20 protein-coding genes are annotated in these 22,600 nt (G+C 70.8%); 4 read left to right on the top strand and 16 right to left on the bottom strand.

The annotated features are described in order from the left end of the window. Positions 1-92: 92 nt before the first annotated feature. From pepN to ABZV77_RS31035, 4 genes are read right to left on the bottom strand one after another with little or no spacing between them, the layout of a single operon-like run. Positions 93-2,636: an aminopeptidase N gene (pepN, locus tag ABZV77_RS31050; RefSeq protein WP_356263917.1), complete on the bottom strand. Its 2,544-nt coding sequence runs from the start codon at positions 2,634-2,636 to the stop codon at positions 93-95. Then, positions 2,624-2,878, bottom strand: coding sequence for a hypothetical protein (locus tag ABZV77_RS31045; RefSeq protein ID WP_356263914.1), 255 nt, complete (start codon positions 2,876-2,878; stop codon positions 2,624-2,626). The genes pepN and ABZV77_RS31045 overlap by 13 nt, the downstream gene beginning before the upstream one ends. Positions 2,879-2,909: 31 nt before the next feature. Continuing rightward, on the bottom strand, positions 2,910-3,314 hold the full coding sequence (locus ABZV77_RS31040; RefSeq protein WP_356263911.1) for a chorismate mutase: 405 nt from the start codon (positions 3,312-3,314) through the stop codon (positions 2,910-2,912). Between the two features lie 11 nt (positions 3,315-3,325). Next, positions 3,326-4,234, bottom strand: a complete 909-nt coding sequence (locus ABZV77_RS31035) for an AraC family transcriptional regulator (RefSeq protein ID WP_356263908.1) — start codon at positions 4,232-4,234, stop codon at positions 3,326-3,328. Between the two features lie 141 nt (positions 4,235-4,375). Between ABZV77_RS31035 and ABZV77_RS31030 the strand changes: the two genes are divergently transcribed. Then, the gene (locus tag ABZV77_RS31030) at positions 4,376-6,121 is read left to right on the top strand and encodes a beta-galactosidase (RefSeq protein ID WP_356263905.1); all 1,746 of its coding nucleotides are present in this window, start codon (positions 4,376-4,378) and stop codon (positions 6,119-6,121) included. 68 nt (positions 6,122-6,189) lie between these two features. Here the strand turns inward: ABZV77_RS31030 and ABZV77_RS31025 are convergent, their stop codons facing one another. Next, a complete protein-coding gene (locus tag ABZV77_RS31025) occupies positions 6,190-9,315 on the bottom strand; it encodes an endo-alpha-N-acetylgalactosaminidase family protein (RefSeq protein WP_356263902.1) in 3,126 nt (1,041 codons plus the stop codon). Between the two features lie 199 nt (positions 9,316-9,514). Then, positions 9,515-10,312 carry a serine protease gene (locus ABZV77_RS31020; RefSeq protein WP_356263899.1) on the bottom strand — a complete coding sequence of 266 codons (798 nt, stop codon included), beginning with the start codon at positions 10,310-10,312 and terminating at the stop codon, positions 9,515-9,517. Positions 10,313-10,550: 238 nt separating this feature from the next. Here ABZV77_RS31020 and ABZV77_RS31015 point away from each other — a divergent pair, with 238 nt between their 5' ends. After that, on the top strand, positions 10,551-11,489 hold the full coding sequence (locus ABZV77_RS31015; RefSeq protein WP_356263896.1) for a hypothetical protein: 939 nt from the start codon (positions 10,551-10,553) through the stop codon (positions 11,487-11,489). A 30-nt stretch (positions 11,490-11,519) separates the two neighbouring features. On the opposite strand, the gene ABZV77_RS31010 is transcribed toward ABZV77_RS31015, so the two are convergent. The 3 genes from ABZV77_RS31010 to ABZV77_RS31000 form a co-directional block, all read right to left on the bottom strand. Further along, positions 11,520-12,434, bottom strand: coding sequence for a pentapeptide repeat-containing protein (locus tag ABZV77_RS31010; RefSeq protein WP_356263893.1), 915 nt, complete (start codon positions 12,432-12,434; stop codon positions 11,520-11,522). A gap of 92 nt (positions 12,435-12,526) precedes the next feature. After that, positions 12,527-14,176, bottom strand: coding sequence for a DEAD/DEAH box helicase (locus ABZV77_RS31005; RefSeq protein WP_356263890.1), 1,650 nt, complete (start codon positions 14,174-14,176; stop codon positions 12,527-12,529). Positions 14,177-14,317: 141 nt separating this feature from the next. Beyond that, positions 14,318-14,521 carry a cold-shock protein gene (locus ABZV77_RS31000; RefSeq protein WP_030362889.1) on the bottom strand — a complete coding sequence of 68 codons (204 nt, stop codon included), beginning with the start codon at positions 14,519-14,521 and terminating at the stop codon, positions 14,318-14,320. 287 nt (positions 14,522-14,808) lie between these two features. On the opposite strand from ABZV77_RS31000, the gene ABZV77_RS30995 reads away from it, so the two are divergent. Next, positions 14,809-15,738 carry a tyrosine-protein phosphatase gene (locus ABZV77_RS30995; RefSeq protein ID WP_356263887.1) on the top strand — a complete coding sequence of 310 codons (930 nt, stop codon included), beginning with the start codon at positions 14,809-14,811 and terminating at the stop codon, positions 15,736-15,738. Between the two features lie 32 nt (positions 15,739-15,770). On the opposite strand, the gene ABZV77_RS30990 is transcribed toward ABZV77_RS30995, so the two are convergent. After that, on the bottom strand, positions 15,771-16,514 hold the full coding sequence (locus ABZV77_RS30990) for a VWA domain-containing protein (RefSeq protein WP_356263884.1): 744 nt from the start codon (positions 16,512-16,514) through the stop codon (positions 15,771-15,773). 81 nt (positions 16,515-16,595) lie between these two features. On the opposite strand from ABZV77_RS30990, the gene ABZV77_RS30985 reads away from it, so the two are divergent. Continuing rightward, entirely contained in the window at positions 16,596-17,327 is a 732-nt protein-coding gene (locus ABZV77_RS30985) for a glucose 1-dehydrogenase (protein WP_356263881.1), read from the top strand. Positions 17,328-17,342: 15 nt separating this feature from the next. Here the strand turns inward: ABZV77_RS30985 and ABZV77_RS30980 are convergent, their stop codons facing one another. From ABZV77_RS30980 to ABZV77_RS30955, 6 genes are all read right to left on the bottom strand, one after another. Beyond that, positions 17,343-17,699 (bottom strand): hypothetical protein, encoded by a 357-nt coding sequence (locus tag ABZV77_RS30980; RefSeq protein WP_356263878.1) that lies wholly within the window; start codon positions 17,697-17,699, stop codon positions 17,343-17,345. Positions 17,700-17,889: 190 nt separating this feature from the next. Next, positions 17,890-18,993 (bottom strand): hypothetical protein, encoded by a 1,104-nt coding sequence (locus ABZV77_RS30975; protein WP_356263875.1) that lies wholly within the window; start codon positions 18,991-18,993, stop codon positions 17,890-17,892. Between the two features lie 30 nt (positions 18,994-19,023). Then, a complete protein-coding gene (locus ABZV77_RS30970) occupies positions 19,024-19,251 on the bottom strand; it encodes a hypothetical protein (protein ID WP_356263872.1) in 228 nt (75 codons plus the stop codon). A gap of 148 nt (positions 19,252-19,399) precedes the next feature. Further along, on the bottom strand, positions 19,400-20,233 hold the full coding sequence (locus tag ABZV77_RS30965) for a carbohydrate ABC transporter permease (RefSeq protein ID WP_356263869.1): 834 nt from the start codon (positions 20,231-20,233) through the stop codon (positions 19,400-19,402). Further along, positions 20,230-21,222, bottom strand: coding sequence for a sugar ABC transporter permease (locus ABZV77_RS30960; RefSeq protein WP_356263866.1), 993 nt, complete (start codon positions 21,220-21,222; stop codon positions 20,230-20,232). The genes ABZV77_RS30965 and ABZV77_RS30960 overlap by 4 nt, the downstream gene beginning before the upstream one ends. 34 nt (positions 21,223-21,256) lie before the next feature. Next, positions 21,257-22,522: a sugar ABC transporter substrate-binding protein gene (locus ABZV77_RS30955; protein WP_356263863.1), complete on the bottom strand. Its 1,266-nt coding sequence runs from the start codon at positions 22,520-22,522 to the stop codon at positions 21,257-21,259. Between the last annotated feature and the right edge of the window lie 78 nt (positions 22,523-22,600).

Below are 22,600 nucleotides of genomic sequence, written 5' to 3'. Positions count from 1 at the left end.
GGAGAAAACGTGTTGGGGGTGCGCGGGGTGCTAGGGGGTTTCGGGGGCCGGGTTCCGGGGGCCGGGGCCCCCGGCCGGTCACCCTGTGCCCGTCAGTTTCCCTCCCCGTTCCCCCGGACCCTCAACGCCCGTGCCAGGTCGTCGAGTTGGTCGACGAGCTTGCGGCGCAGGGCCGGTGTGGGATCGGCGTCGCGCAGGCATCGTTCGCCGAGGGTGAGCGTTTCGGCGTCCACGAGGGCGGCGGGGAAGGCGTACCGTCCGGCGGCCTCGGCCATGGCGGGTCCGCGGCGTCCTGCGAGGGCGACGGCGTCCTCGTAGTAGCGGGGGACGTACTCCCGGACGAGGTCGGCCTGTTCGGGCTGCCAGAAGCCCTGTGCGGTGGCGGTGAAGAGGTAGTTGGAGAGGTCGTCGGAGCCGAACATGGCGTCCCAGGCGGCCCGCTTGGCCGCGGCGTCGGGCAGTGCGGCGCGGCAGCGTGCGGCGCCTTCCTGTCCGGTGGCGCTCGGGTCCCGTTCGAGTTCCGCGGTGATGGCGGTCTCGTCGGCGGCGTCCAGGACGGCGAGCCGGGCGAGGATGCGCCAGCGCAGCTCGGGGTCGAGTTCGGGGCCGCCGGGGACGGTGCCTTCGCCGAGCCAGTCCTGGAGGGGCGCCGCCTGGGTGGCGACGTCGATGAAGCCGCGGACGGCGGTGAGGCGCAGGCCTGGGTTGGAGCCGTCCTCGGTGCGGCGGATCAGGTCGCGGCAGAGCTCGCCGAGGAGGGCGAGGGCGGCGGGCCGCTGTTCGGGGGTGGTGAAGCGGTCGGCGATGTGGAGGGTGGCGAAGGTGAGGACGCCTTGGACGATGGCGAGGTCGGTCTCCTCGGGGAGGTGGGCGCGGGCGGTCTCCAGGTAGGCGGCGCCTTCGAGCTCGCCGTCGCGGACCATGTCGCGCAGGCTGTTCCACAGGACGGCGCGGGTGAGTGCGTCGGGGACGCCGGAGAGGACGCGCAGGGCGGTCTCCTGGGACACGTCGTCGAGGCGGATCTTGGCGTAGGTGAGGTCCCCGTCGTTGGGGACGATCAGGGCGGGGCGGCCGCCGTCGCGTGCGGTGTCGGTGCCGGTGGCGGGGACGTCCGTCTCGAAGCGTTCGCGCAGGACGAGGGCGCCGTCGCCGGAGAGGTCGCGGTCGTAGACGCCGACGGCGATGCGGTGGGGGCGGCCGTCGTCGTTGCCGGGTCCTGCGTCGCGGTCGACGGCGAGGGTCCAGGTGCGTCCGTTGTGGGTGACGTCCGAGGTGAGGGTGTCGACGCCGGTGGTGCGCAGCCAGGCTTCGGCCCAGGCGTGGACGTCGCGGTCGGTGGCGTGGGCGAGGGAGTCGATGAAGTCGGCGAGGGTGGCGTTGCCGAACTTGTGGCGGGCGAAGTGGGTGTTGATGCCCGCGAGGAAGTCCTTCTCGCCGAGCCAGGCGACGAGCTGGCGCAGGGCGCTGGCTCCCTTGGCGTACGAGATGCCGTCGAAGTTGAGCATCGCGGAGGCGGTGTCGGGCACGGCGTCGGGGTCGGGGGCGACGGGGTGGGTGGAGGGGCGCTGGTCGGCGTCGTATCCCCAGGACTTGCGGGCGACGCCGAAGTCGGTCCAGGGGTCGGTGAAGCGGGTGGCTTCGGCGGTGGTCTGGAAGCCCATGTACTCGGCGAAGGACTCGTTGAGCCAGATGTCGTCCCACCAGCGGAGGGTGACGAGGTCGCCGAACCACATGTGGGCCATTTCGTGGGCGATGACCATGGCGCGGGTCTGGCGCTCGGTGTCGGTGACGGCGGAGCGGTAGATGAATTCGTCGCGGAAGGTGACGAGTCCGGGGTTCTCCATGGCGCCTGCGTTGAACTCGGGGACGAACGCCTGGTCGTAGGAGTCGAAGGGGTAGGGCTCTTCGAACTTCTCGTGGTAGCGGTCGTAGCAGGCGCGGGTGGTGTCGAGGATTTCCTCGGCGTCGGCGTCCATGAAGGGGCCGAGTGAGCGTCGGCAGTGGATGCCGAAGGGCAGGCCGCGGTGTTCGGTGCGGACCGAGTGCCAGGGGCCTGCGGCGACGGCGACGAGGTAGGTGGAGATGAGGGGGGTGGGGGCGGCCCGCCAGGTGCCGTCGCCGAGGTGTTCGGTGACGCCGTTGGCGAGGACGGTCCAGTTCTTCGGGGCGGTGACGGTCAGCTCGAAGACGGCCTTCAGGTCGGGCTGGTCGAAGGCGGCGAAGACGCGCTGCACGTCTTCCATGAAGAGCTGGGTGTAGGCGTACGTCTCGCCGTCGGTGGGGTCGGTGAAGCGGTGCATGCCTTCGCCGGTGCGGGAGTAGCGCATCGCGGCGTCGACCACGAGTACGTGTTCGCCTGCGGTGAGTGTGTCGAGGGCGAGGCGGTTGTCGACGAGTGCGGAGGCGGCCGTGAGGTCGAGGGGGTGCCCGTCGAGGGTGACGGTGCGCAGCTCGGCGGGCTTGAGCTCGACGAACGTGGCGCCTTCGGTGCGGGCGCTGAAGCGGATGACGGTCCGGGAGTCGAAGGTGTCGCGGGCGGCGTCGGCCGCCCGGGTCAGATCGAGCTCGACCGTGTACCGGTGGACGTCGATGAGCTGGGCTCGGGTCTGCGCTTCGTCGCGCGTCAGTACGGGCATGGGCCCATGCTGCCCGATGGTGTGGGGGCGGGTGTAGGGCCGTCCTCTGAGAGCGGACCGCCTGCCTGCCGGGGGCGGCCGTTGACGTGCATCCCGCTGTAGCTGCCGCGGACGAGGGCGTTGCCGCGGCCGCCGCGGCGTTCGGCGGTGGTCTTGGCCGTGCCGAATCCGTCGCTGACGGGAAGGTGCGCGGTGGTGGTGCACGGCAGGGACCGGGACGGTTCCGGCGCGGAGTGGATCATGTACCGGTGCTAGCGGTCCACGGAGGGCGGTTCACGCAGGGAGGGTTCCGTCGCTGGTCAGGGGCTGCTCGGCGATCTGCTCGTGGTGCCTGATCACTTCGGCGATGATGAAGTTGAGGAGTTTTTCCGCGAAGGCCGGGTCGAGTTTGGCGCTCTCGGCGAGCTCGCGGAGGCGGGCGATCTGGCGGGACTCGCGGGTCGGGTCGGCGGGCGGCAGCTGGTGCTGGGCCTTGAGGTGGCCGACCTGCTGGGTGCACTTGAAGCGCTCGGCGAGCATGTGGACGACGGCGGCGTCGATGTTGTCGATGCTGTCGCGCAGGCGGGACAGCTCGGCGCGGACGGTCTCGTCCGTCGCCGTGGCGGGGCTCGTGCCCGCGCTCGCGGCGCCGCTCGTGCCGTTCACGCTGTTGTCGTCACTGGTGTGGCTGGTGGTCATGGTCCACGAGCCTACGTGGCCGGTCCGGAGCCGCCACCGGCGGAAGAGCGCAAAATGGGTGGGTGCTCGGGGTCGGGTATCTGGTGGGACCAGCCGCCGGGTACGGCCCTTCCCTGCTGGTCGCGGAAGCGTACGGGGGCCATGCCGACCCGGCGGGTGAATAGGCGTGAAAAGTACGCCGGGTCGTCGTATCCGACGCGTCGGGCGACGGCGGCGACGGGCAGTTCGGTGGCGGCGAGGAGTTCTTTGGCGCGGCCCAGGCGGATGCCGAGGAGGTAGTCCTTGGGGCTGCAGCCGGCGCCGCGGCGCACGGCGGTGCGCAGTTCCGCGGGGGTCATGCCGTGCCGGGCGGCGTGTTCGGCGACGGACAGGGGCTGGAAGGCGTCGCGGGCCAGGGCCTGCAGGACGGGGTCGCCGTCGGGGGCGATGTCGGCGCGGGCGCGGCGCAGCGCGACGAGGAGTTCGTGGACGGCTGCGCCGGTCTCCACCTCCAGGAGGGGGTTGCCGCGGCGGGCGGCGCGGGCGATGCGGGCGACGACGGCGCGGGCGCTCGCGGCGTCGGAGAGCGGCACGACGGGCCGGGTGGGTTCGATGTAGCCGAGTTCGGTGTACGTGGCGGTGGCGGGCCCGGTGAAGTCGACGAAGCACTCGTCCCAGCCGGTGTCGGGGTCGGGTCCGTAGTGGTGGCGTGCGCCGGGGGTGAGCCAGATCAGGGCGGGCGCGGTCACGGTGGTGCGGCGCCCGTCGGGGCCGCGGAACCAGCCGCCGCCGGAGCTGACGACGACGGCGACGTGGTGGTCGAGGGTGCGCGGGCCCACGGTCGGCAGGATGCCGTGCTGCAGGCCGACACCGAGGCAGGCGAGGCCGAGCTTGTGGTGGGCCGGGCTGGGGGTGAAATACCGCATCCATGTGTGGTACATCCGCGTATGTCCTTTCCTGGATGCGTTCAGTTCCGCGCCGCGTCCCGTTCCCTCGCTGCGTCCAACCGGACCCGATCTTTGTCCATGGACCCTGCCGCCCGCCAGAGGTGATCGTGGGCGAGACGTGAGCGAGAGGACGCGATGAACGGGTTCAGGGTCGGCGAGGACGATTTCGAGGTGGCCGGGCGGCCGGTGCGGCTGCTCTCCGGTGCGCTGCACTATTTCCGGGTGCACGAGGCGCAGTGGGGGCACCGGCTTGCGATGCTGCGGGCGATGGGGCTCAACTGTGTGGAGACGTACGTCCCGTGGAATCTGCACGAGCCGCGCCCGGGCACGTACCGCGACGTCGAGGCGCTCGGCAGGTTCCTGGACGCGGCGCACGAGGCGGGTTTGTGGGCGATCGTGCGGCCGGGCCCCTACATCTGCGCGGAGTGGGAGAACGGCGGGCTGCCGCACTGGCTGACGGGTGCGGTGGGGGCGCGGGCGCGGACGCGCGACGAGGAGTATCTGGGGCATGTGAGCCGCTGGTTCCGTCGGCTCCTGCCGCAGGTCGTGGCGCGCCAGCAGCAGCTCGGCGGCCCGGTGATCATGGTGCAGGTCGAGAACGAGTACGGCAGTTACGGCTCGGACCAGGTGTACCTGCGCCGCCTTGCGGACCTGCTGCTCGCGGAGGGCGTGGAGGTGCCGCTGTTCACCTCGGACGGGCCCGAGGACCACATGCTGACCGGGGGTTCGATCCCCGGCGTCCTGGCGACGGCCAACTTCGGTTCGGGGGCCCGTGCGGGCTTCGGCACACTGCGCAGGCACCGTCCGAAGGGCCCGCTGATGTGCATGGAGTTCTGGTGCGGCTGGTTCGACCACTGGGGTACGGAGCACGTCGTGCGGGACGCCGAGGATGCCGCGGCGGCGCTGCGCGAGATCCTGGAGTGCGGGGCGTCGGTGAATCTGTACATGGCGCACGGCGGCACGAACTTCGCGGGCTGGGCGGGGGCCAACCGGGGCGGCGGTTCGCTGCACGACGGGGAGCTGCAGCCTGACGTCACGTCGTACGACTACGACGCGCCCGTCGACGAGTTCGGCCGGGCCACGCCCAAGTTCTGGGCGTTCAGGAAGGTCCTCGCACGGTATGCGTCCGCTCCCCTGCCCGAGCCGCCCCCGCCGCTGCCGTCCCTGGAGGCGCCCGCGTCGGCGGAGCTGACGGACTGGTCGCCGCTGGACGCGGTCCTGGACGCCTTGGGCGGCCCGGAGGCGGAGTACGCCGTGCCGCCCACGTTCGAGGAGCTCGACGTGGACCGCGGTCTGGTGCGGTACGCGGTGACGGTGCCGGGGCCGCGTGCGCCGTATCCGCTGAGCGTGCGGGGTCTGCGGGACCGGGCGGTGGTGTACGTCGACGGGGAGCGGGCCGGTGTCCTCACGGAGGGCACGCCGACCCTGCTGTCCCCCGTGGCCGGGCATGCGCGCGTGGAGCTGTGGGTGGAGTCGCTGGGGCGGGTCAACTACGGTCCGCGGACGGGTGAGTGCAAGGGGATCACCGGGGGGATCCTGCACGAGCGGCAGTATCTGCACGGGGTGCGGGCGGGCGCGCTGCGGCTGGACGCGTTCGACGTGCCGTCGGCGGTGCGGGCGGTTCCCTCGGCGGGCTCCGGGGCGGGGCGTCCGGGTCTGTACCGGGGCACGGTCGAGGTCGACTCCCCCGGCGACGCCTCCCTGGAGCTGCCCGGCTGGACGCGCGGCTTCGTGTGGGTGAACGGCTTCAACCTGGGCCGTTACTGGTCGGCGGGCCCGCAGACCACGCTGTACGTGCCCGGTCCCGTGCTGCGGGCCGGGGCGAACGAGGTGTGGGTGCTCGAGCTGGAGGAGGGCGGGGAGCGGATCGGGCTTGCGTGAGGACGATGACGCCCCATGACCGGGCCCGCCCCCTCTGAGGGGGCGGGCCCGGTCGTGGGTGGGGGGAATCAGGCCTCTCGGACGTCGAACGCGTCGAGCACGAACTCCGCCTTGCCGTCGTCGCCGGTCTTGCGCAGGCCGACCCAGGCCTCGCCCTCGGCGGGGGCGGTGAACTCGTAGGTGAGGGTGGTGGGTCCGGTGGCGACCGGGAGTTCCTTGCGGTCGAGCTCGCGGGGTGCCGGTTCGTCGACGGCGGTGATCCAGGCGTACTGGCCCGCCTTCTCGTTCTCGTAGCGGAAGGACACGCGGTAGCGCTTGCCCGGTGTGAAGCGGGCGGTGTGCTGGACGGTGCGGTAGACGAGGCCGGTGTTCTCGCCGCGGGACTTCAGGGAGTTCGATCCGTCGATGACGTCGTCGATCGTCTTGCCGTTCCAGCCGCGCTGGGTGAAGGGGGCATGGCGCTGGGCGATGTGGGTGCGCGGGTCGGTGACGTCGCCCGCGTCGCCCTTCACGAAGGGGCCCCAGCCCTGCGGGACGTGTTCGAAGTCCTCGTGGACGAGGGTGGCGCGGGGCAGCTTGTCGGGGCGGCCGGTCGCGACGATCCGTACGTTGTCGAAGCGCACGCGCGCCCGGCCCGCCTCGGCGCGCAGCGTCAGCTCGGCCGTGCCGCCGCCTTCGGGGACGGTGAAGTACGTGAACATGCGCTGGAAGCGGGTGCCGTGCTTGCGGTCGGCGGCGACGTAGTTGCCCGCGGTGGACGTCCTGGTGGAGTTGGTGGCGGTGATGCCGTCGGCGGTGCGCACCTCCAGGGCGGCCGTGCGGCTCTCCCCCGGCTGCTCGCCCACCTCGACCTGCACGGACGCGACGTAGGTGCCTGCTTTGAGGCGGGCGAGGCGCTGGCCGACGGCTGCCGCGCCGCCCTCGCCGATGACGAGCTCGTGGTCGCCGAGGGTGCTGAGCTTCACGGCGGCGGGTCCGCTGACCTTCCAGCCGTCCAGGGAGCCGGAGTGGAAGCCCGGGTCGTGCAGCGGGGTGCCCTGGCCCCACTGCGGGTCGGGCAGGGCCGCGGCGCGCTCGCGGTAGAGGACGTAGGGCTGCTTCGGCTCCGCCTTGAGGGTGACCTTTCCGCCCGCTACGGAGACGTACGAATCGAAGACGCGCCCCTGGTCGGTGAGCCGGTAGAGCGCCACTCGGGAGCGGCGGGCCCACGCGCGGGGGAGCTGCCAGCTGCTGGTGCCGCCCGCCGGGTTGTAGTGGTAGAGCTTGGCGGGATCGTGCGCTTTGCGGGGCTCCCAGGGAAGCAGATAGCGGCCGTCTTCGTAGACGACGTTTCCGTCGGTGGTGATGCGGCGCTTGCCTGAGGCGTCGGAGACCGTCGTCGCGGCTCCGGACCGGGCGTCTCCGAAGAAGGCGATCTCGTGCTCGCCCCAGCTCTTGATGGGGTACGCCTGGAGGTACTTGGCGGGCAGCGAGTGCGTCCAGATCAGGTCGTAGAACGCGTGCCAGTCGGTCTTGCCGACCCAGCCCTCGAAGTTCCCCATGCGGGCGATGCCCAGGAGGGTGGGCCACTTGTCGGCGAAGACGTCCTTCTGGTGGTTGCGGACGAAGCGGATGAGGCGGGAGTTGATGCCTCGGGAGGTGTCGCCGCCGTAGTCGGGTTCGGTGGCCCAGTGGGACCAGATCGCGGAGCGCTCGAAGCCGTGGCCCCACTCCGTGGTGATCGTCCAGCCCTGTTCGCGGAAGGCCCGCTGGAGGCGGTCGGAGGTCCAGCCGGACTCGCGGAACACGTCGATGTAGAGGGTGTTGAGGCCCTTGTGGGTCTGGGCGCGCAGGTCGGCGAAGCGCTTGACGATGTCTCCGGAGACCAGGTCGCGGCGCTGGTCGATGCGGTAGCTCTGGTCGAGCCAGTCCCACTGCTCGTTCTTCTTGTCGACGAGCTTGTCGGAGAAGGCCTTCGCCACGGGGTACGACTCGGTGGTGTTGACGTGCACGCTGAAGTCGCTGTTCCACTTCTTGCCCTCGCGGACCAGCGCGTTGAGGTCGTCGAGGCCGCCCGCGCGGGTGTTGTAGTTGTCCGCGTAGTCGGGGTGGGCGGAGTCGTGGCCCTCGGACTGGTAGCCCTTGAGGAGCGTGTACTGGCGCAGGCCGTCGGTGGCCAGGTGGATCCGCTTGACGTTGTCGAGCGTGGCGAGGAACGGGTTGGTGGCCTGCGAGGCGAAGTTGAAGGGGATGTGCGGGACGACCCGCAGGTGCTGCTCGTCGGCGCCGAGGGGGGTGACCATGATGTCCCGGAAGGCGATCGCGGCGTCCTGCCAGTCGACCTTGCCGTCGCCGTTGCGGTCACCGGTGATCACGACGGTGGCGTACGGGAGGGGTTCGGTGGCGTCGGCGGGGGCGGTCGCGGCGCGGTGCGTCCACTGGCCGGGGCTCAACCGGGCCTCTACGTAGTCGGCGTTTGCGGTGGGTCGCACCGTCTCGCGCCACAGGCGGCCGTTCTCCCAGGTGGTGCCCGCCTCCGAGGTGGGCTTGTCGTAGACGGTGTTCGTCTCGAAGGCGCCGCCGAGCCGGTCGTGCGCGACGACGGCGTACGCGCATCCGGTCGGCGCTTCCGCGGGGGTGTCCTGGGCGGGCCGGACGAGGGTGTCGCCGCTCTTGGCCTTGTCGAGTTGCACCTTGGCGGCGAGGAGTGCGGCGCCGGGCTGGTCGCTGCGCACGGAGAGCAGGGTGAGGCCGGGGATCCGCAGGGTGCCGACCCGCAGCGCGGCCGTGTCCGCGATCTTCGTGACGCGCCAGTGGACCTGCCTGCCCTCGACCGCGATCTCGACGTCGATCCGGGTGCCGCCCTCGAAGGCCAGCACGTACGCGGCGCGTGACCTGTCCGTCGTGACGGTGACCTGCGGGGTGTGTTCGGCCTCGTCGATGAGGACGGTGGTGACGGCGTCCGCGCGGCCGTGCAGCACGGCGCCGCTCGCGCGGTCGGTGTACGAGACGACGCTCGGGAAGGCGGTGGCGACGCGGACGTCCAGGTCGGCCGAGCGCAGGACCGCCTCGGCCGCCGGGCGCTTTCCGGCGGCGGGCGCGGTGGGCACGGCGAACGCGCTGCCGCCCGCGCCGAGGGCGACGCCCATTCCGGCGATCGCGCCCGTCGCGACCACGGCTCTGCGGCTCGGTCCGGACGTGTCTGACGGCAGCATGGGAGCACCCCTCCATGGACGGAAATTCGTGCCGCTCACGATGCGCCGGGCGGGACGAATGCGCCCATGGACAAAGGAGGGGGAGGTGTTGGACTAACCGTCGGGCGGTGCTCCTGGTGGCATTTTCCGGCGGGCGCATGGCGAAGCGGGGCGCCCGCAACTGCAGGCGCCCCGCCACAGAACGTCGGACGTCAGGCTCTCAGAGCTCCGACGCCGCCTTCTCTATGTCGCCCGCGAAGGTCGACACCTCGGTGTAGACACCGGGGTACTTGGCCTGCGCGCAGCCGTTGCCCCAGCTGACGATGCCGACCTGGACGTACTCGCCGGCCTCGTCCTTGCGGAACATGGGGCCGCCGGAGTCGCCCTGGCAGGTGTCGACGCCGCCCTCGTTGAGCTTGCCCGCGCAGAGCTCCTCGCCGGGCGTGAGGTCGGCGCCGTACGCGGCCTCGCAGTCGGCGTCGCTGACGAACGGGACCTTCGCCTTGAGGAGGTAGCGCTGCTGGTCGCCACCCTCCTTGTCGGCACCCCAGCCGGCGATGTCGAACTCGCCCTCGTTGTACTTGGTGTCCTTGGCGATCTTCAGCGTGGGCTGGTCGATCGGCTTCTCGAGCTTGATGAGGGCCCAGTCCTTGCCCTTGCCGTTGTAGCCGGGGGCCTGGAGGACCTTGGTGGACTTCACCTTGATCGCGTCGGAGCTCTCCAGGTCCACGACGCCACCGGTGGCGGTGATGCCGGTGTTGTCACCGGAGCCGTCCACACAGTGGGCGGCGGTCAGCACGATGTCCTGGGCGTACAGAGCGCCGCCACAGCCCATCGACAGCCGGACCATGAACGGGAATTCGCCCTGCTCGGCGGGGGTGCCGCCGACGACGCGCTCGCTCGGGTTTGGGCCCGGGTGGGGAGCCGCCTGAGCGGCCACGGGCTGAAGGCTCACAGTGGCCAGAGCGATCACACCGAGGGTGGCGGCTCTCTTCACTCCACGCAGCTTGGTCTTCAACTGACTTCCCTTCGTGGGGGGTTCGTGGGGGTAGCGCATCCGGCTGGCATGAGCCCGCCAAAAGCGTTGTTGCGGATTATGGAGATCGGTGTCCGCTCAGGACAAGGGGCGGTTTCCAGCCACGGTGTGTCGCGCCGGTCAGGGCCGGGGGCGGCGACCGCCGTACAGTGGAGGCCGGTTGCGGTGTCCGGGCGGGGCGGGTCGCGGTGTCCGGTGGGCGGCGTCAGGAGGTGCGGACGTGACGGTCGGCGGCGGTCCAGTCGTGCACGGCTACCCCCATCTGGAGACCGTGCGAGCCGCCATCACGGCGCTCTACAAACGCCTCTCGTACGACACCGTGCACTCCTTCGAGACCAGCGTGGCCCCCGCGGACGTGGCCTTCAGCGACCAGGACGACCTGCATCTCGGCGCCCAGCGGGTGGCTCGCGAGATGGTGCGGCACCTGCACCTGCCCGACGCCCGGATGATCGTCGGCTTCCGCGAGATGCAGCATGCCGCGTCCGTCGAACTCGCCGCGGGGCCCGAGTACTTCATCGAGCTGAACGACCGCTTCCGCAACCATCGCAGGGACATCGGCGCGGCCCTCGCCCACGAAGTCATGCACGTGTATCTGCACCGGCTCGACCTCTCGTTCCCCGGCACGCGCGACAACGAGATCCTGACCGATACCGCCACCACGTACCTCGGCGCGGGCTGGCTGCTGCTCGACGCCTACCGCGAGGACGGCGCCTCGTCGCAGAAGTTCGGCTATCTGACCCCGGAGGAGTTCGGATACGTCCTGGCCAAGCGGGCGTTGGCGTTCGGCGAGTCGCCGGAGACGTGGTTCACCAGCGCGCAGGCCTACACGGCGTACACGAAGGGGCTCGCCCAGGCCCGCCGCGACGAGCAGCAGCCGCCGCTGACGGCCGCCGGGTGGGCGGGGCGGCGGCGGTACGCGAAGGACCGGCGGTACGCGCAGGAGCACGGGGCGGCGGCGCGGGGCGGGACGGCCGGGGCGAACGGAGGGGCCGGGGCGCCGGGAGCCGCGGGGGCGTACACCTTCTCCGGCGACGGCCTGGGCGCGCTGCGCGTGACGTTCCCCTGCCCCACCTGCCACCAGCGGATCCGGGTGCCCGCGCGGGGGCGGGTACGGGTGCGGTGCACGCTCTGCCGGACGGTGCTGGAGTGCGACACGTAGCGGTGCGACACCTGGCGGGTCGCCGCCCGGTCAGGCCTGCGACCAGTGCGCGGGGCGGTGGAGGGAGGCGGACAGTTTCGTGCCGTCGTCGCCCTTGGCCGCGTTCACCTGCGACTGGGTGAGGAAGAGCGCGCCGGTCAGGTCGGCGCCGCGCAGGTCCGCGTCGCGGAAGTCCGCGCCGATCAGGTCGGCCGCCCGCAGATCGGCGTCGCGCAGGTCGGCACCGATGAGGTACGAGCCGCGAAGGTCGACGCCCGCGAGGTCGGCGCCCCTGAGCCGCGCGCCGATGAGGTCGGCGCCCCTGCGGTCCTTCTTCTTGCCGCCTTTGCCGCCCTTGGCGTTCCTGCTGCCCTTGCCGCCCCTGCCGCCTTGACCGGCTTGGCCCAGGTGCTCGGCCCGGACGAGTTCGCTGGTGCGCAGGAGGAGCGTGTTGACGACCTGGCGGTGGGCGGCGACGTCCGTATCGGCGACGGCTTCGGGGTCGCCCTGGGCCAGCCGCTCCGTCTCGGCGAGGACGCGCTCCAGGTCGGCGGCGATCGGCCGGGTCTGCGGGAACGTCAGCGCCTCGGTCACGTACCAGAGCAGTTCGTGGAGCTGCCGCATGAGCGGGAAGACCTCGAACATCTGTCGGGCAGTGGCCGGATCCCGACGCCAGTCGCGCCCCTCGAAGGTGCCTTGAGAGACACGCTGCCCCGCCCCGAAGCAGTCGTACACGGTGCATCCCCGGTACCCCTTGTCCCGGAGGTCGCGGTGGATGCCGCACCGGAAGTCGTCCCGCAGATTGCCGCACGGCTTCCCTGCGTCCTTGTTCACGGGGAAGTCCGAGGACGCGGAGAAGGTGAGCGCCACACAGCACAGCCCGAAGCAGCTGCCGCAGTCGGCGCGCAGCGCGGCACGGTCGTCCTCGAGCAGAGGCAGGGTGACGGGGTCGCGCTCCGATGGCATCGAGCGGGCTCCTTGGGACCGGGTGGTAGTGCAGGTGGGGCGGGTGGGGCCGTGGGACCGGTCAGGCCGGTCCCACGGGGCCGCGTCAGGCGTCAGGCCGCGGAGCGGCGGCCTCCCTGCGCGCCACCGCGCTCGCCGCCACCGGAACGGCCGCCACCACGGCGTGCCCTGCCGCCGCCGCTGCCCGCGGCCGCGCCGGACCCGCCCTGGCCCTGGCCCTGGCGGGGCGTGCGTCGCTGCCCGCCCTGCGCCTGGCCGCCCTGGGCCGCGCCACCGGCACCGGAGCCACCGCGCGGGCGGCGACGGCGCTGCGCGGGCGTCTTGGCCTGCTGCTGCGGCTGCGGCGTCTCGATGACCACCGGAACGCCCGAGGGCTCCCGCGCGCCCGTGATCCGGGTCAGCTCCTCGTCGGAGGAGGAGATGCGCGCCGTGTTCGGCCGGATCTCGGCGTCGGTCATGAGCCGCGTCATCTCGCGCTTCTCGTCGGGAAGCACGAGGGTGACGACGCTGCCCGACTCCCCCGCCCGCGCGGTGCGCCCGCCCCGGTGGAGGTAGTCCTTGTGGTCGGTGGGCGGGTCGACGTTCACGACCAGGTCGAGGTCGTCGACGTGGATGCCGCGCGCCGCGACGTTCGTCGCGATCAACGCGGTGACCTGGCCGTTCTTGAACTGGTCGAGCGTCCGGTTGCGCTGCGGCTGCGAACGGCCGCCGTGCAGCCCGGAGGCCCGCACGCCGTTGGCGAGCAGCCGCTTGGTGAAGCGGTCCACGGCCCGCTTGGTGTCCAGGAACATGATCACGCGGCCTTCGCGGGCGGCGATGCGCATGGCCACGGCCTTCTTGTCCGTCTCGTCGGCGACGTAGAGCACGTGGTGCTCCATCGTCGTCACGGCGCCCGCCGACGGGTCGACGGAGTGCACGACGGGGTCGGTCAGGAACATCCGGACGAGCCGGTCGATGTTCTTGTCGAGCGTCGCCGAGAAGAGCATCGTCTGGCCGCCCTGCTCGACCTGCTTGAGCAGCGCCGTGACCTGCGGCATGAAGCCCATGTCGGCCATCTGGTCGGCCTCGTCGAGGACGGTGATGCGGACCCGCGACAGGTCGCAGTCGCCGCGCTCGATCAGGTCCTTGAGGCGGCCGGGGGTGGCCACGAGGACCTCGGCGCCGCGGCGCAGCGTGCCCGCCTGCCGGCTGATCGAGAGGCCGCCGACGACGGTGGCGAGGCGGAGGTTGACCGCCGTCGCGTACGGGGTGAGCGCGTCCGTCACCTGCTGGGCCAGCTCGCGCGTGGGGACCAGGACCATGGCGAGCGGGGAGCGCGGCTCGGCGCGGTGCCCGGCCGTGCGGGCCAGGAGGGCCAGGCCGAAGGCGAGGGTCTTGCCGGAGCCCGTGCGTCCGCGGCCGAGGATGTCGCGCCCGGCGAGGGAGTTGGGGAGCGTGGCCGCCTGGATCGGGAAGGGGTCGGTGACGCCCTGGGCGGCCAGCGTCTTCAGGAGGGCCTCGGGCATGTCCAGCTCGCCGAACGCCTCGACGGCGGGCAGGGCGGGCGTGATGCTCTCGGGCAGGGCGAATTCGCCGCCCTGGACCGGCTTCGGCCGACGGTTTCCGGATTTCCTCGCGGAGTGCGCGGAGCCCTTCGACTGGCCGGACGGTCGGCCCCTTCCGCCTGCGCTGCCGCCTGCGGTGCCGCCTGCGGTGGCGGGTCGCTTACGGGCGGGGCGTGCCGGACGCTCGGAGCGGTTCATGCAGTAGTGCCTTCCTGGTCGCTGGACTTCCGGACCTCTGAGCCGGTGCGGCTCTGGGCCCGTAGGGCCCGATGACAGCGCAAGCCGAGGCCCGCACCTTCCGGTGCGGGCCTCGGCTGTGAGGTTCGCGCGCTGCGACGATCAGGCAGGAACGATGTTCTCGGCCTGCAGGCCCTTCTGGCCCTGCGTCACCTCGAAGGAGACCTTCTGGCCCTCGAGGAGCTCACGGAAGCCCGAGGACGCGATGTTCGAGTAGTGGGCGAAGACGTCGGGGCCGCCGCCGTCCTGCTCGATGAAGCCGAAGCCCTTTTCCGAGTTGAACCACTTAACGGTGCCGGTTGCCATGTCAATCTCCTCAACAGGGGCAGAAATGGAGAAACACCGAATTGCGAATCTCCAGCGCTGCATTGACCCCCATACCGGAGAGAACCGGAAAAACAATAATGCGCCTTCGGAGCATTCCCGTCAGGCGCACATAAAGTTCATGGGTACCAAAACTGCAACACATAACCCTAACATGCTCACGGTCCGGCTCGCACGACACCTCCTCGCGCACACCCCTTCCCCCCTCAAGATCACATCGCTACCTTCAGCCAAACAATCGCTTGGTAGGCCGATGGGAAGGCGGACCGATGCGCATCTCTCGTACCCGTACCGCAACCGGACTGGCGATCTCCGCGCTCGCCCTGGGCACGCTGCCCGCATGGGCGGCCCCCTCGGAAACCGTGGCGCCCGCCGCGCCCCCGTACGCAGCCTCGGCCGCGGCCTCCGAAGCCGTCCGCCAGATCCCCCTCCAGGGCGCGGTCAACGTACGAGACGTGGGCGGCTACCGGACCTACGACGGGGAGCGCGTCCGCCTCGGACGGGTCTTCCGTGCCGACGGCCTCAGCAAGCTCACCGACGCCGACCTCGGCACGGTCGCCGGGCTCGGCCTGAAGAAGGTGATCGACTTCCGGGTGCCCGCCGAGGTGCAGTACGACGGGGTGGACCGGCTGCCCGCCGGGCTCTCCCCCACCTCCCGGCCCATCACCGACAACGGCCTGTTCACCCAGCTCCTCACCGCCATCGGTTCCAAGGACCCGGTCAAGCAGGAGGAGATGCTCGGCAACGGGAAGGCGGCCGCGTTCATGCGGGACGTCTACCGCACGTTCGTCACCGACTCCGCCAACCGCGCGCAGTTCGCGGCCACCCTGCGCGACATCGCGGACAGCCGCTCGCCGCTGCTCTACCACTGCACGTCGGGCAAGGACCGCACCGGCTGGACGACCTATCTGCTGCTGCGCCTGGTGGGCGTGCCCGAGCGGACCGCGGCCGGTGACTACCTGGCCTCCAACACCTACCGGGCCGCGTACGACGCGAAGCTCCGCGAGGCGCTCAAGCAGGGCGGGCTCATGCAGAACCCGGATCTGATCATCCCGCTCCAGGAGGTCCGCGCCGACTACCTCGGCACGGCGCTGACGGAGGCCACCCAGCGGTACGGCGGCTTCCAGGGCTATCTGACCAAGGGGCTCGGCCTGGACGCGGGCACCGTCCTGAAGCTGCGCGGGCGCATGATCAACTAACCGGCCTGACCGACCTAACCGACCTAACCGGCCTAACCGGCCTCCGGAGCGACGATCCCGCGGGCCCGCGCCGCCGCGAGCCACGCGGGGAACTCCCCCACCAGCCGGTCGTAGAGCTGGTCGTCCGCCACCGCCAGGGGGTCCTCCCCCACGTGGAAGAAGCCCGCGTTGTCGACGGGGCGCTTGGCGGGGACGGCAAGATCGTCGAGCTTGCGCAGATAGTCGAACTGCTTGCTCTTCGGGTCGCCGAAGCCGATGAACTGCCAGAACAGGGGAAGCTTCGCCGCCTTGCACAGATAGCGCTCGGCGGCGAGCTTGTTGATGGGGCCCCCGTCGGTCTGGAAGATGACGAGGGCGGGATCGGTGGCGCCGTTGTCACAGCTGTCGACGTAGTGGTCGATGACGGCGTCCATCGCCAGGTGGTAGCTGGTCTTGCCCATGTGCCCGAGCCCGGCCACGATGTCGTCGATCCGGCCGTGGTGGTTGTCCAGCGCGATGTCCGTCACCGCGTCCACGTCCGTCGAGAAGAAGACGGTGGGCACGACCCCGTCGTCGTCCAGGTGCGCGGAGAGGCCGAGGACGCGGTCGGCGAGGGCCTGGACGCTGCCGTCCTTGTAGTAGGGCTTCATGGAGCCGGAGTAGTCGACGACGAGGTAGACGGCGGCCCGCACCCCGTCCAGGCCGTGTTTGCGCAGGGAGACCCCGGCGCTCTTGTAGAGGCTGACCAGGGCCGGTGCCGAGTCCTCCACCTTGCGCAGACTGATTGCGGATCCCATGTGCCGCCCCGCCCTTCCACCTTGCACATATGACTGCTAGACACATGCCGATTCGGCACGTACGGACGTACGGAGGATGGCATGAACCACGGCCTGGACGGCAAGGTCGTCCTCATCACCGGGGCGGGCCGCGGACAGGGGGCCGCGGAGGCGCGGCTGTTCGCGGCGGCAGGGGCGCGGGTCGTGGTGACCGACGTACGGGAGGAGGCGGGCCGCGAGGTCGCCGACTCCCTGGGCGGGCAGGGCCTGTTCGTACGGCACGACGTCACCGACGCGGAGAGCTGGGCGGCGGCCGTGGCGGGGGCTCTCGGTGCCTTCGGGCGGCTCGACGTCCTGGTGAACAATGCGGCGCTGTGGCGGACGGCGTCCGTGGAGGACGAGACGTACGAGAACTTCGAGGCGCTGGTCAGGGTCAATCTGCTCGGACCGTTCCTGGGCATCCAGGCGGTGCTGCCCGCGCTGAAGGAGGCGGGCGGAGGTTCGGTCGTGAACGTCTCGTCGACGGCGGGGCTGGTGGGCATCCCGGGGCACGCGGCGTACGGCTCGACGAAGTTCGGCCTGCGGGGTCTGACCCGCTCCTCGGCGCTGGACCTGGCCAAGTACCGGGTGCGGGTCAACTCCGTCCATCCGGGGGCGGTCGACACCCCGATGATCTCCGCGGCCTCCGCCGGGCGGGACTGGTCCCATCTGCCGCTGGGCAGGATGGGCCGCCCGGAGGAGGTCGGGGAGCTGGTGCTGTTCCTGGCGTCGGACGCGTCGTCGTACGTCACGGGGGCGGAGTTCACCGTGGACGGCGGGTCGACGACGGGGTGACGGCCAGGTGGTGGGTCAGTGGCGGTCGGTCAGGTACACCGAGCGCAGCTTGAGGCGGTCGGTGGCGGGGTGTCCGTGCGGACGCAGCGTCCAGGAGTCGCCCGTGCAGTCCGGCTCGGTGAAGACCATCGCCCATACGTCGGTGTCGTTGTGCGGGGCGAACGCGGGCTCGGAGGCGCCCGGGTCTGCGCTCTCGGGCAGGGTGATGCAGCCGGGGCTCGCCGGGTCGTGCAGGGTGATCGACTGGGGGTAGCCGTCGGGCCCGACGAACTTGTAGGAGAAGTCGCCGGTGGCGGCGCTCGCGGAGGTCGGCAGGGTGACGACGAGGGCGAGCGCGCCGAGGGCGGCGGCGACGGTGTGGCGAAGGCGCATGAATTCCGTTTCCGTACGGGCGCCGGGCTGGGAACTCCGGCGCCTGGGGTGGCCGGACCCGTCCGGGAGTCGACGGGTCCGGCTGCGCCCTCCCCCGTCGGCGGCCCGCGCATGCGGGGTGTCACCCGTGCGGGGCCGCCGCATCGTTCCTTCCTACGCCGTGTGGGCTACCGCACGACGCCCTGCCGGTTCACGCCCCCGTCTGGTCCTGGAACGCGGGCAGCGCGAAGATCCGCGTCTTCGCGTCGTCGTCCATCAGCTCGACGAGCGGCATGACCAGCTCCCAGAGGTCCTGCTTGTCGACCTCCCGGGCGAGCGCGTCCAGGTCGGGCTCGGGCAGCGCGCCCGCCGTGTCGGCGACGACCTTGCGGGACTCGGCGGGCAGCGCGTCCACGAGCGGCAGGAACTCCGCCCACAGGGCGGTGGCGACGACCGCGCGCACCACCCCGGCGAGCACGTCCTCGCCGCGCAGCGAAGGCAGTTCGGCCACCGCGCGCCGCTCGTCCTCGCCGAGCAGCGCGACCAGGGGCAGCAGGGACTCCCACAGGTCCTGCTCCGCCACCGTCGTGACCAGGGAGTCGAGCCGGTCCTGCGGCTGTCCCGCGGTGAGCGAGGCGATGCGGCCGCGCTGCTCGCCGGTGACCATGCCCGCGACGGCGAGCGCCTCGGGCCACAGTCCTTCGGCGGACGCGGAGCCGATGACCGAGGCGAGCCGTTCCTCGCCCATCAACTCGATGATGTGGCCGAGCCGTTCGGGTACGTCGATCACGAAGCCGGTCCTGAGGACGGCGGCGTCGTCGACCTGCGGCAGGATGCGGCGCAGCGCGGGGTCGGGGAGGTGGCCGACGAAGCGGCCCATCGTGAGGTGGTCGCCGCGCTCGGCGAGGGCGACGGCGATACGGACGACCAGGTCCTCGCCGAGGCGGCCCACGATGCCCTCGATGCGGCGGGGGTCGAGGTGGGCGCAGGACTGGGCGGTGAACGACACCGGGAGTTTCTCGATGATGTCGGCGGCGCGTGCGGGTTCGAGGCGGCCCGCGACGGCGGCGGCCAGGCGCGGGCCCAGGGCCTTCTGGGAGATGGCGGCCGCGACTCCGGCGGGCACCAGTTTGGTGGCGGACGCGATCCGGTCGAGCATGTCGGGTGCCCGGTCGAAGAGGGCCGCGACGGTCTGGGTGCGGAAGCGGCGTACGTCCTCGACGGGCAGCCCCTGGAGGAAGGCGAGCGCGTCGGGTTCGACGTCGAGCAGGTGGGCGATCTTGAGGGCCTCGGCCCTGCCGCGCAGCTTGTCCATGCTGACTCCTCGCTTCTCTCGGCTACTCGGCTAGCGGAAGAGGATGCGGCGGACGGGGCCGCGGGCGAGGGCGGGCACGAGCTTGAGTGCTTCCTCGGCGGCTTCGTTCAGTCCGGCGGCGCGGCTCTCGCGCTGCCGTTCCAGTGCGTCGGCGAGGGCCGCCAGCTGCTGGGGCTCCAACTGCGCGAAGGATTCGGGTGGTTGGTCCCGTAGCTCTGCGCCGAGCCGCTCGTGCTGCTCCCGTGTTCCGGTGCTCACTTCGCCTCCCTGGGGATGACCTGTGGCCGTGTACGGGTCCAGAGAGTGGCGCCGAATTGACTTTTAGTCAATAGACGGGGATGCGGAAGGCCGACAGGGAGGCGTCCGGGTGCCGTGACCCGGCACCCGGACGCCTCCCTGTGGACGGTCAGCCCTTGACGGCGCCTGCCGCCAGACCCGAACCGAGCTTCCGGTGCACGATCACGAAGAAGATCATCACCGGCACGGTCACCAGCGTGGAGCTGGCCATGACCGGGCCCCAGGCCGTGGAGTTCTCACCGAAGAACTGATAGATGCCCACGGCGGCCGTGTACTTGTCGCTGCCCTTCATGAACGTGTACGCGAAGACGAACTCGTTCCACGCCGTGATGAAGGCGAAGATCGAGGTGGCGACGAGCCCCGGCGCGACCAGCGGGAGCAGCACCGACCAGAACATCCGCGGCCAGGACGCCCCGTCGATGTACGCGGCCTCCTCGACCTCCTTGGGGACGGTGGCGACGAAGCCGCGCAGCGTCCAGATGGCGAACGGGAGCGAGAGGGCGATGTAGACGATGCTCAGCCCCAGCAGGGAGTTGAGCATGTCGTAGTCCCGCATCTGGATGAAGAGCGGGATGACGAGCGCCTCCAGCGGCACCATCTGCACGATCAGGATCATGATCAGTACGGAGGTGCGGAAGCGGAACTTGAACCGCGCCACCGCGATGGCGGCGAAGAGCGAGAGCAGCGCGGCCGCCACGATCGTGGCGAGGCCGACGACCGCCGAGTTCAGCAGGTACGTACCGAAGTTGCCCTTGTCGAAGACGAACTTGAAGTGTTCGAGGCTGACGCCGCTCGGCAGGACGTCCGAGCCACGGAGCGACGCCTTCGGGTCGAGCGCCGTGGAGACCATCCAGTAGACCGGGAAGAGCGTGAAGACGAGGAGCCCGACGACCGCGGCCGGCAGCCCGATGCGCGAGGCGAGAGTGGTGCGGCGGGTTGTCACAGGTCCTCGTCCCCCTGCCGGAACAGCGTGCGGATGTAGACGACGGTGATGGCCAGGAGCAGCACGGTCAGCAGGACCGCGGCCGCGGCGCCCGTGCCGTAGTCGTTCTTGGCGAAGGCCTGGATGTAGGAGAAGACGCCCAGGTTGTAGACCTCTTCGTTGGAGCCGTCGCCGCCCGGTTGCAGATACACCTGGGTGAAGACCTTGAAGTCCCAGATCGTGGAGAGGATGGTCACCACGAGGAAGACGGGCTTGATGGTCGGCACGGTGATGTTCCAGAACCGCTGCCAGGCGTTGGCGCCGTCCAGCTCCCCCGCCTCGTAGAGCTCCTTGGGGATCGTCATGAGTCCCGCGAGGACGGTGATGGCGACGAACGGGAAGCCGTGGTGGACGACGTTGAGCGTGGCGATCGCGTAGAACGGGCCGCGCTCGGTGAACCAGTTGGTGGTCTCCGGGTCGATCAGGCCGACCGAGCCCGCGAGCTGGCTGACCATGCCGTCCTGTGGCTGGAAGAGCCAGATCCATACGTACGTGCCCGTCACCGCGGGCATGGCCCAGGCGCCGAGGACCGCGATGGAGCAGATCATCCGCCAGGTGGTGCCGAGGCGGTTGAGCAGCAGCGCCACCAGGGTGCCGAGCGCGACGGTGAGGCCGACGCAGGCGAAGGCGAAGAAGACGGTGTTGGGCAGGACCGTCTTCCACAGCAGGCCGCTGGAGAGCAGGTCGCTGTAGTGGTCGAAGCCGGTGAACGTGCTGACGCCGCCGCCGAACTTGACCTCGTAGTCCTGCATGGAGAGCTTGCCGACCTGGATCAGCGGCCACAGCAGCAGGCCCGCGAGGACCACCAGGGAGGGCGCGAGGAGAAGCCAGGGGCGGGTGAGGGTGATGAGCTTCTTGCGACGGCGGGCCGCTTCGGCCCCGCCGTCGGGCTTCCGGGGGCCGCGAGGGGCCGACGTCTTCGGCCCCTCGCTGACGAGCGTGTCTTTCACGGTAAGTCCTTCACAGTGCCGAACTCGCCCTTGTCTACTCGTCCTTGGCGAAGATCGCGTCCATGTCCTTCGCCGCCTTGTCCGCCGCTTCCTGCACGGACGCCTTGCCGGTCAGGATCGACTGGACCATGCCGGGGATGACCTTGGAGGCCTGGATCTCGCCGTACGACTTGGTCTTGGGGACGGTCGCACCGGCCTCCAGCATCTGCTTGGCGAACGGCTCGACCAGCGGGTCCTTCTTCGCCTCGATCTTCTTCAGCTCGGAGTTCTGGCCGGGGAAGTAGTTGGTCTCCGCGGCCCACTTGGCGGCGAACTCACCGGTGGTCACCAGCTTCACGAACTCCCAGGCGAGGTCCTTCTTGTCCGTGTTGAACGTGGACAGGTAGGAGCCGCCGAGGAAGGACTTGCTCATGCCGCCGTTCTGGCCCGGGATCGGCACCGCGCCGAGCTTGCCCTTGAGGTCCTTGTTGGCGTCGACGATGGCCTTCGGGGTCCAGTTGCCGCCGATGGCCATGGCGATCTCGCCCTTGTTCCAGGCGTCGCCGACCTCCTTCTCCGTCCAGGTGTTGACCTTGGCCGGGGAGACCTTGTCCTTGGTGGCGAGGCCCGTGTAGAACTCCAGGCCCTTGACGGCCTCGGGCGAGTTGACGCCGGACTTCCACTTGCCGCCGGACTCGGTGGCGAGCTCACCGCCCGCGCCCCAGATGAAGGGGGCCGCGAACATCTCCGCGCCGCCCGCCACCGGGAAGGAGACGAGCTTCGGCTCCTTCTCCTTGAGCGTCTTGGCGGTCGTCTGGAGCTCCTTCCACGTGGTCGGAGGCTTCAGGTTGTGCTTCTCGAAGATGTCCTTGCGGTAGACGATGGAGCGGACGCCCGCGTACCACGGCATGCCGTACTGCTTGCCGTCGAGCGTGCCCGCGTCCTTGAGGCCCGCGACGAGGTCGTCGTTCAGGCCCGACTTCTTCACCTCGTCGGTGACGTCGACGAGGGCGTCGGTCTCGGCGAACTGCGGCACCCAGGTGGTGCCGACCTCGGCCACGTCGGGCACCTGGTCCTCGCCGCCCTCGATGGCGGTCGTGAACTTCTTCTGGGCGCTGGCCCACTGCTGGTACTCGACCTTGATCTTGGCGCCGGTCTTCTTGGTGAAGGCCTTCTCGGCCTCCGCGAAGAAGGGCCGAGCGTCGGGGTTGGTCCCCTCCATGATCCATACGGTGAGGGTCTTGCCCTTGCCGTCGGTGGCCTTGTCGCCCGAGTCGCCATCATCGCCACCGCATGCCGTGGCGGTCAGTCCGAGACTCATGGCGATACAACCAGCGGCGATGACACGTCGATTCATGCCGGCCCCCTCCAGGTTCCGATTGGTGGGAGCGATTGTGGT

Source organism: Streptomyces sp. NPDC004732, assembly GCF_040609235.1.
Lineage (GTDB): Bacteria > Actinomycetota > Actinomycetes > Streptomycetales > Streptomycetaceae > Streptomyces.
Note: the sequence above shows the minus strand (reverse complement) of the source record. Positions and strands in the feature narration are given on the sequence as shown.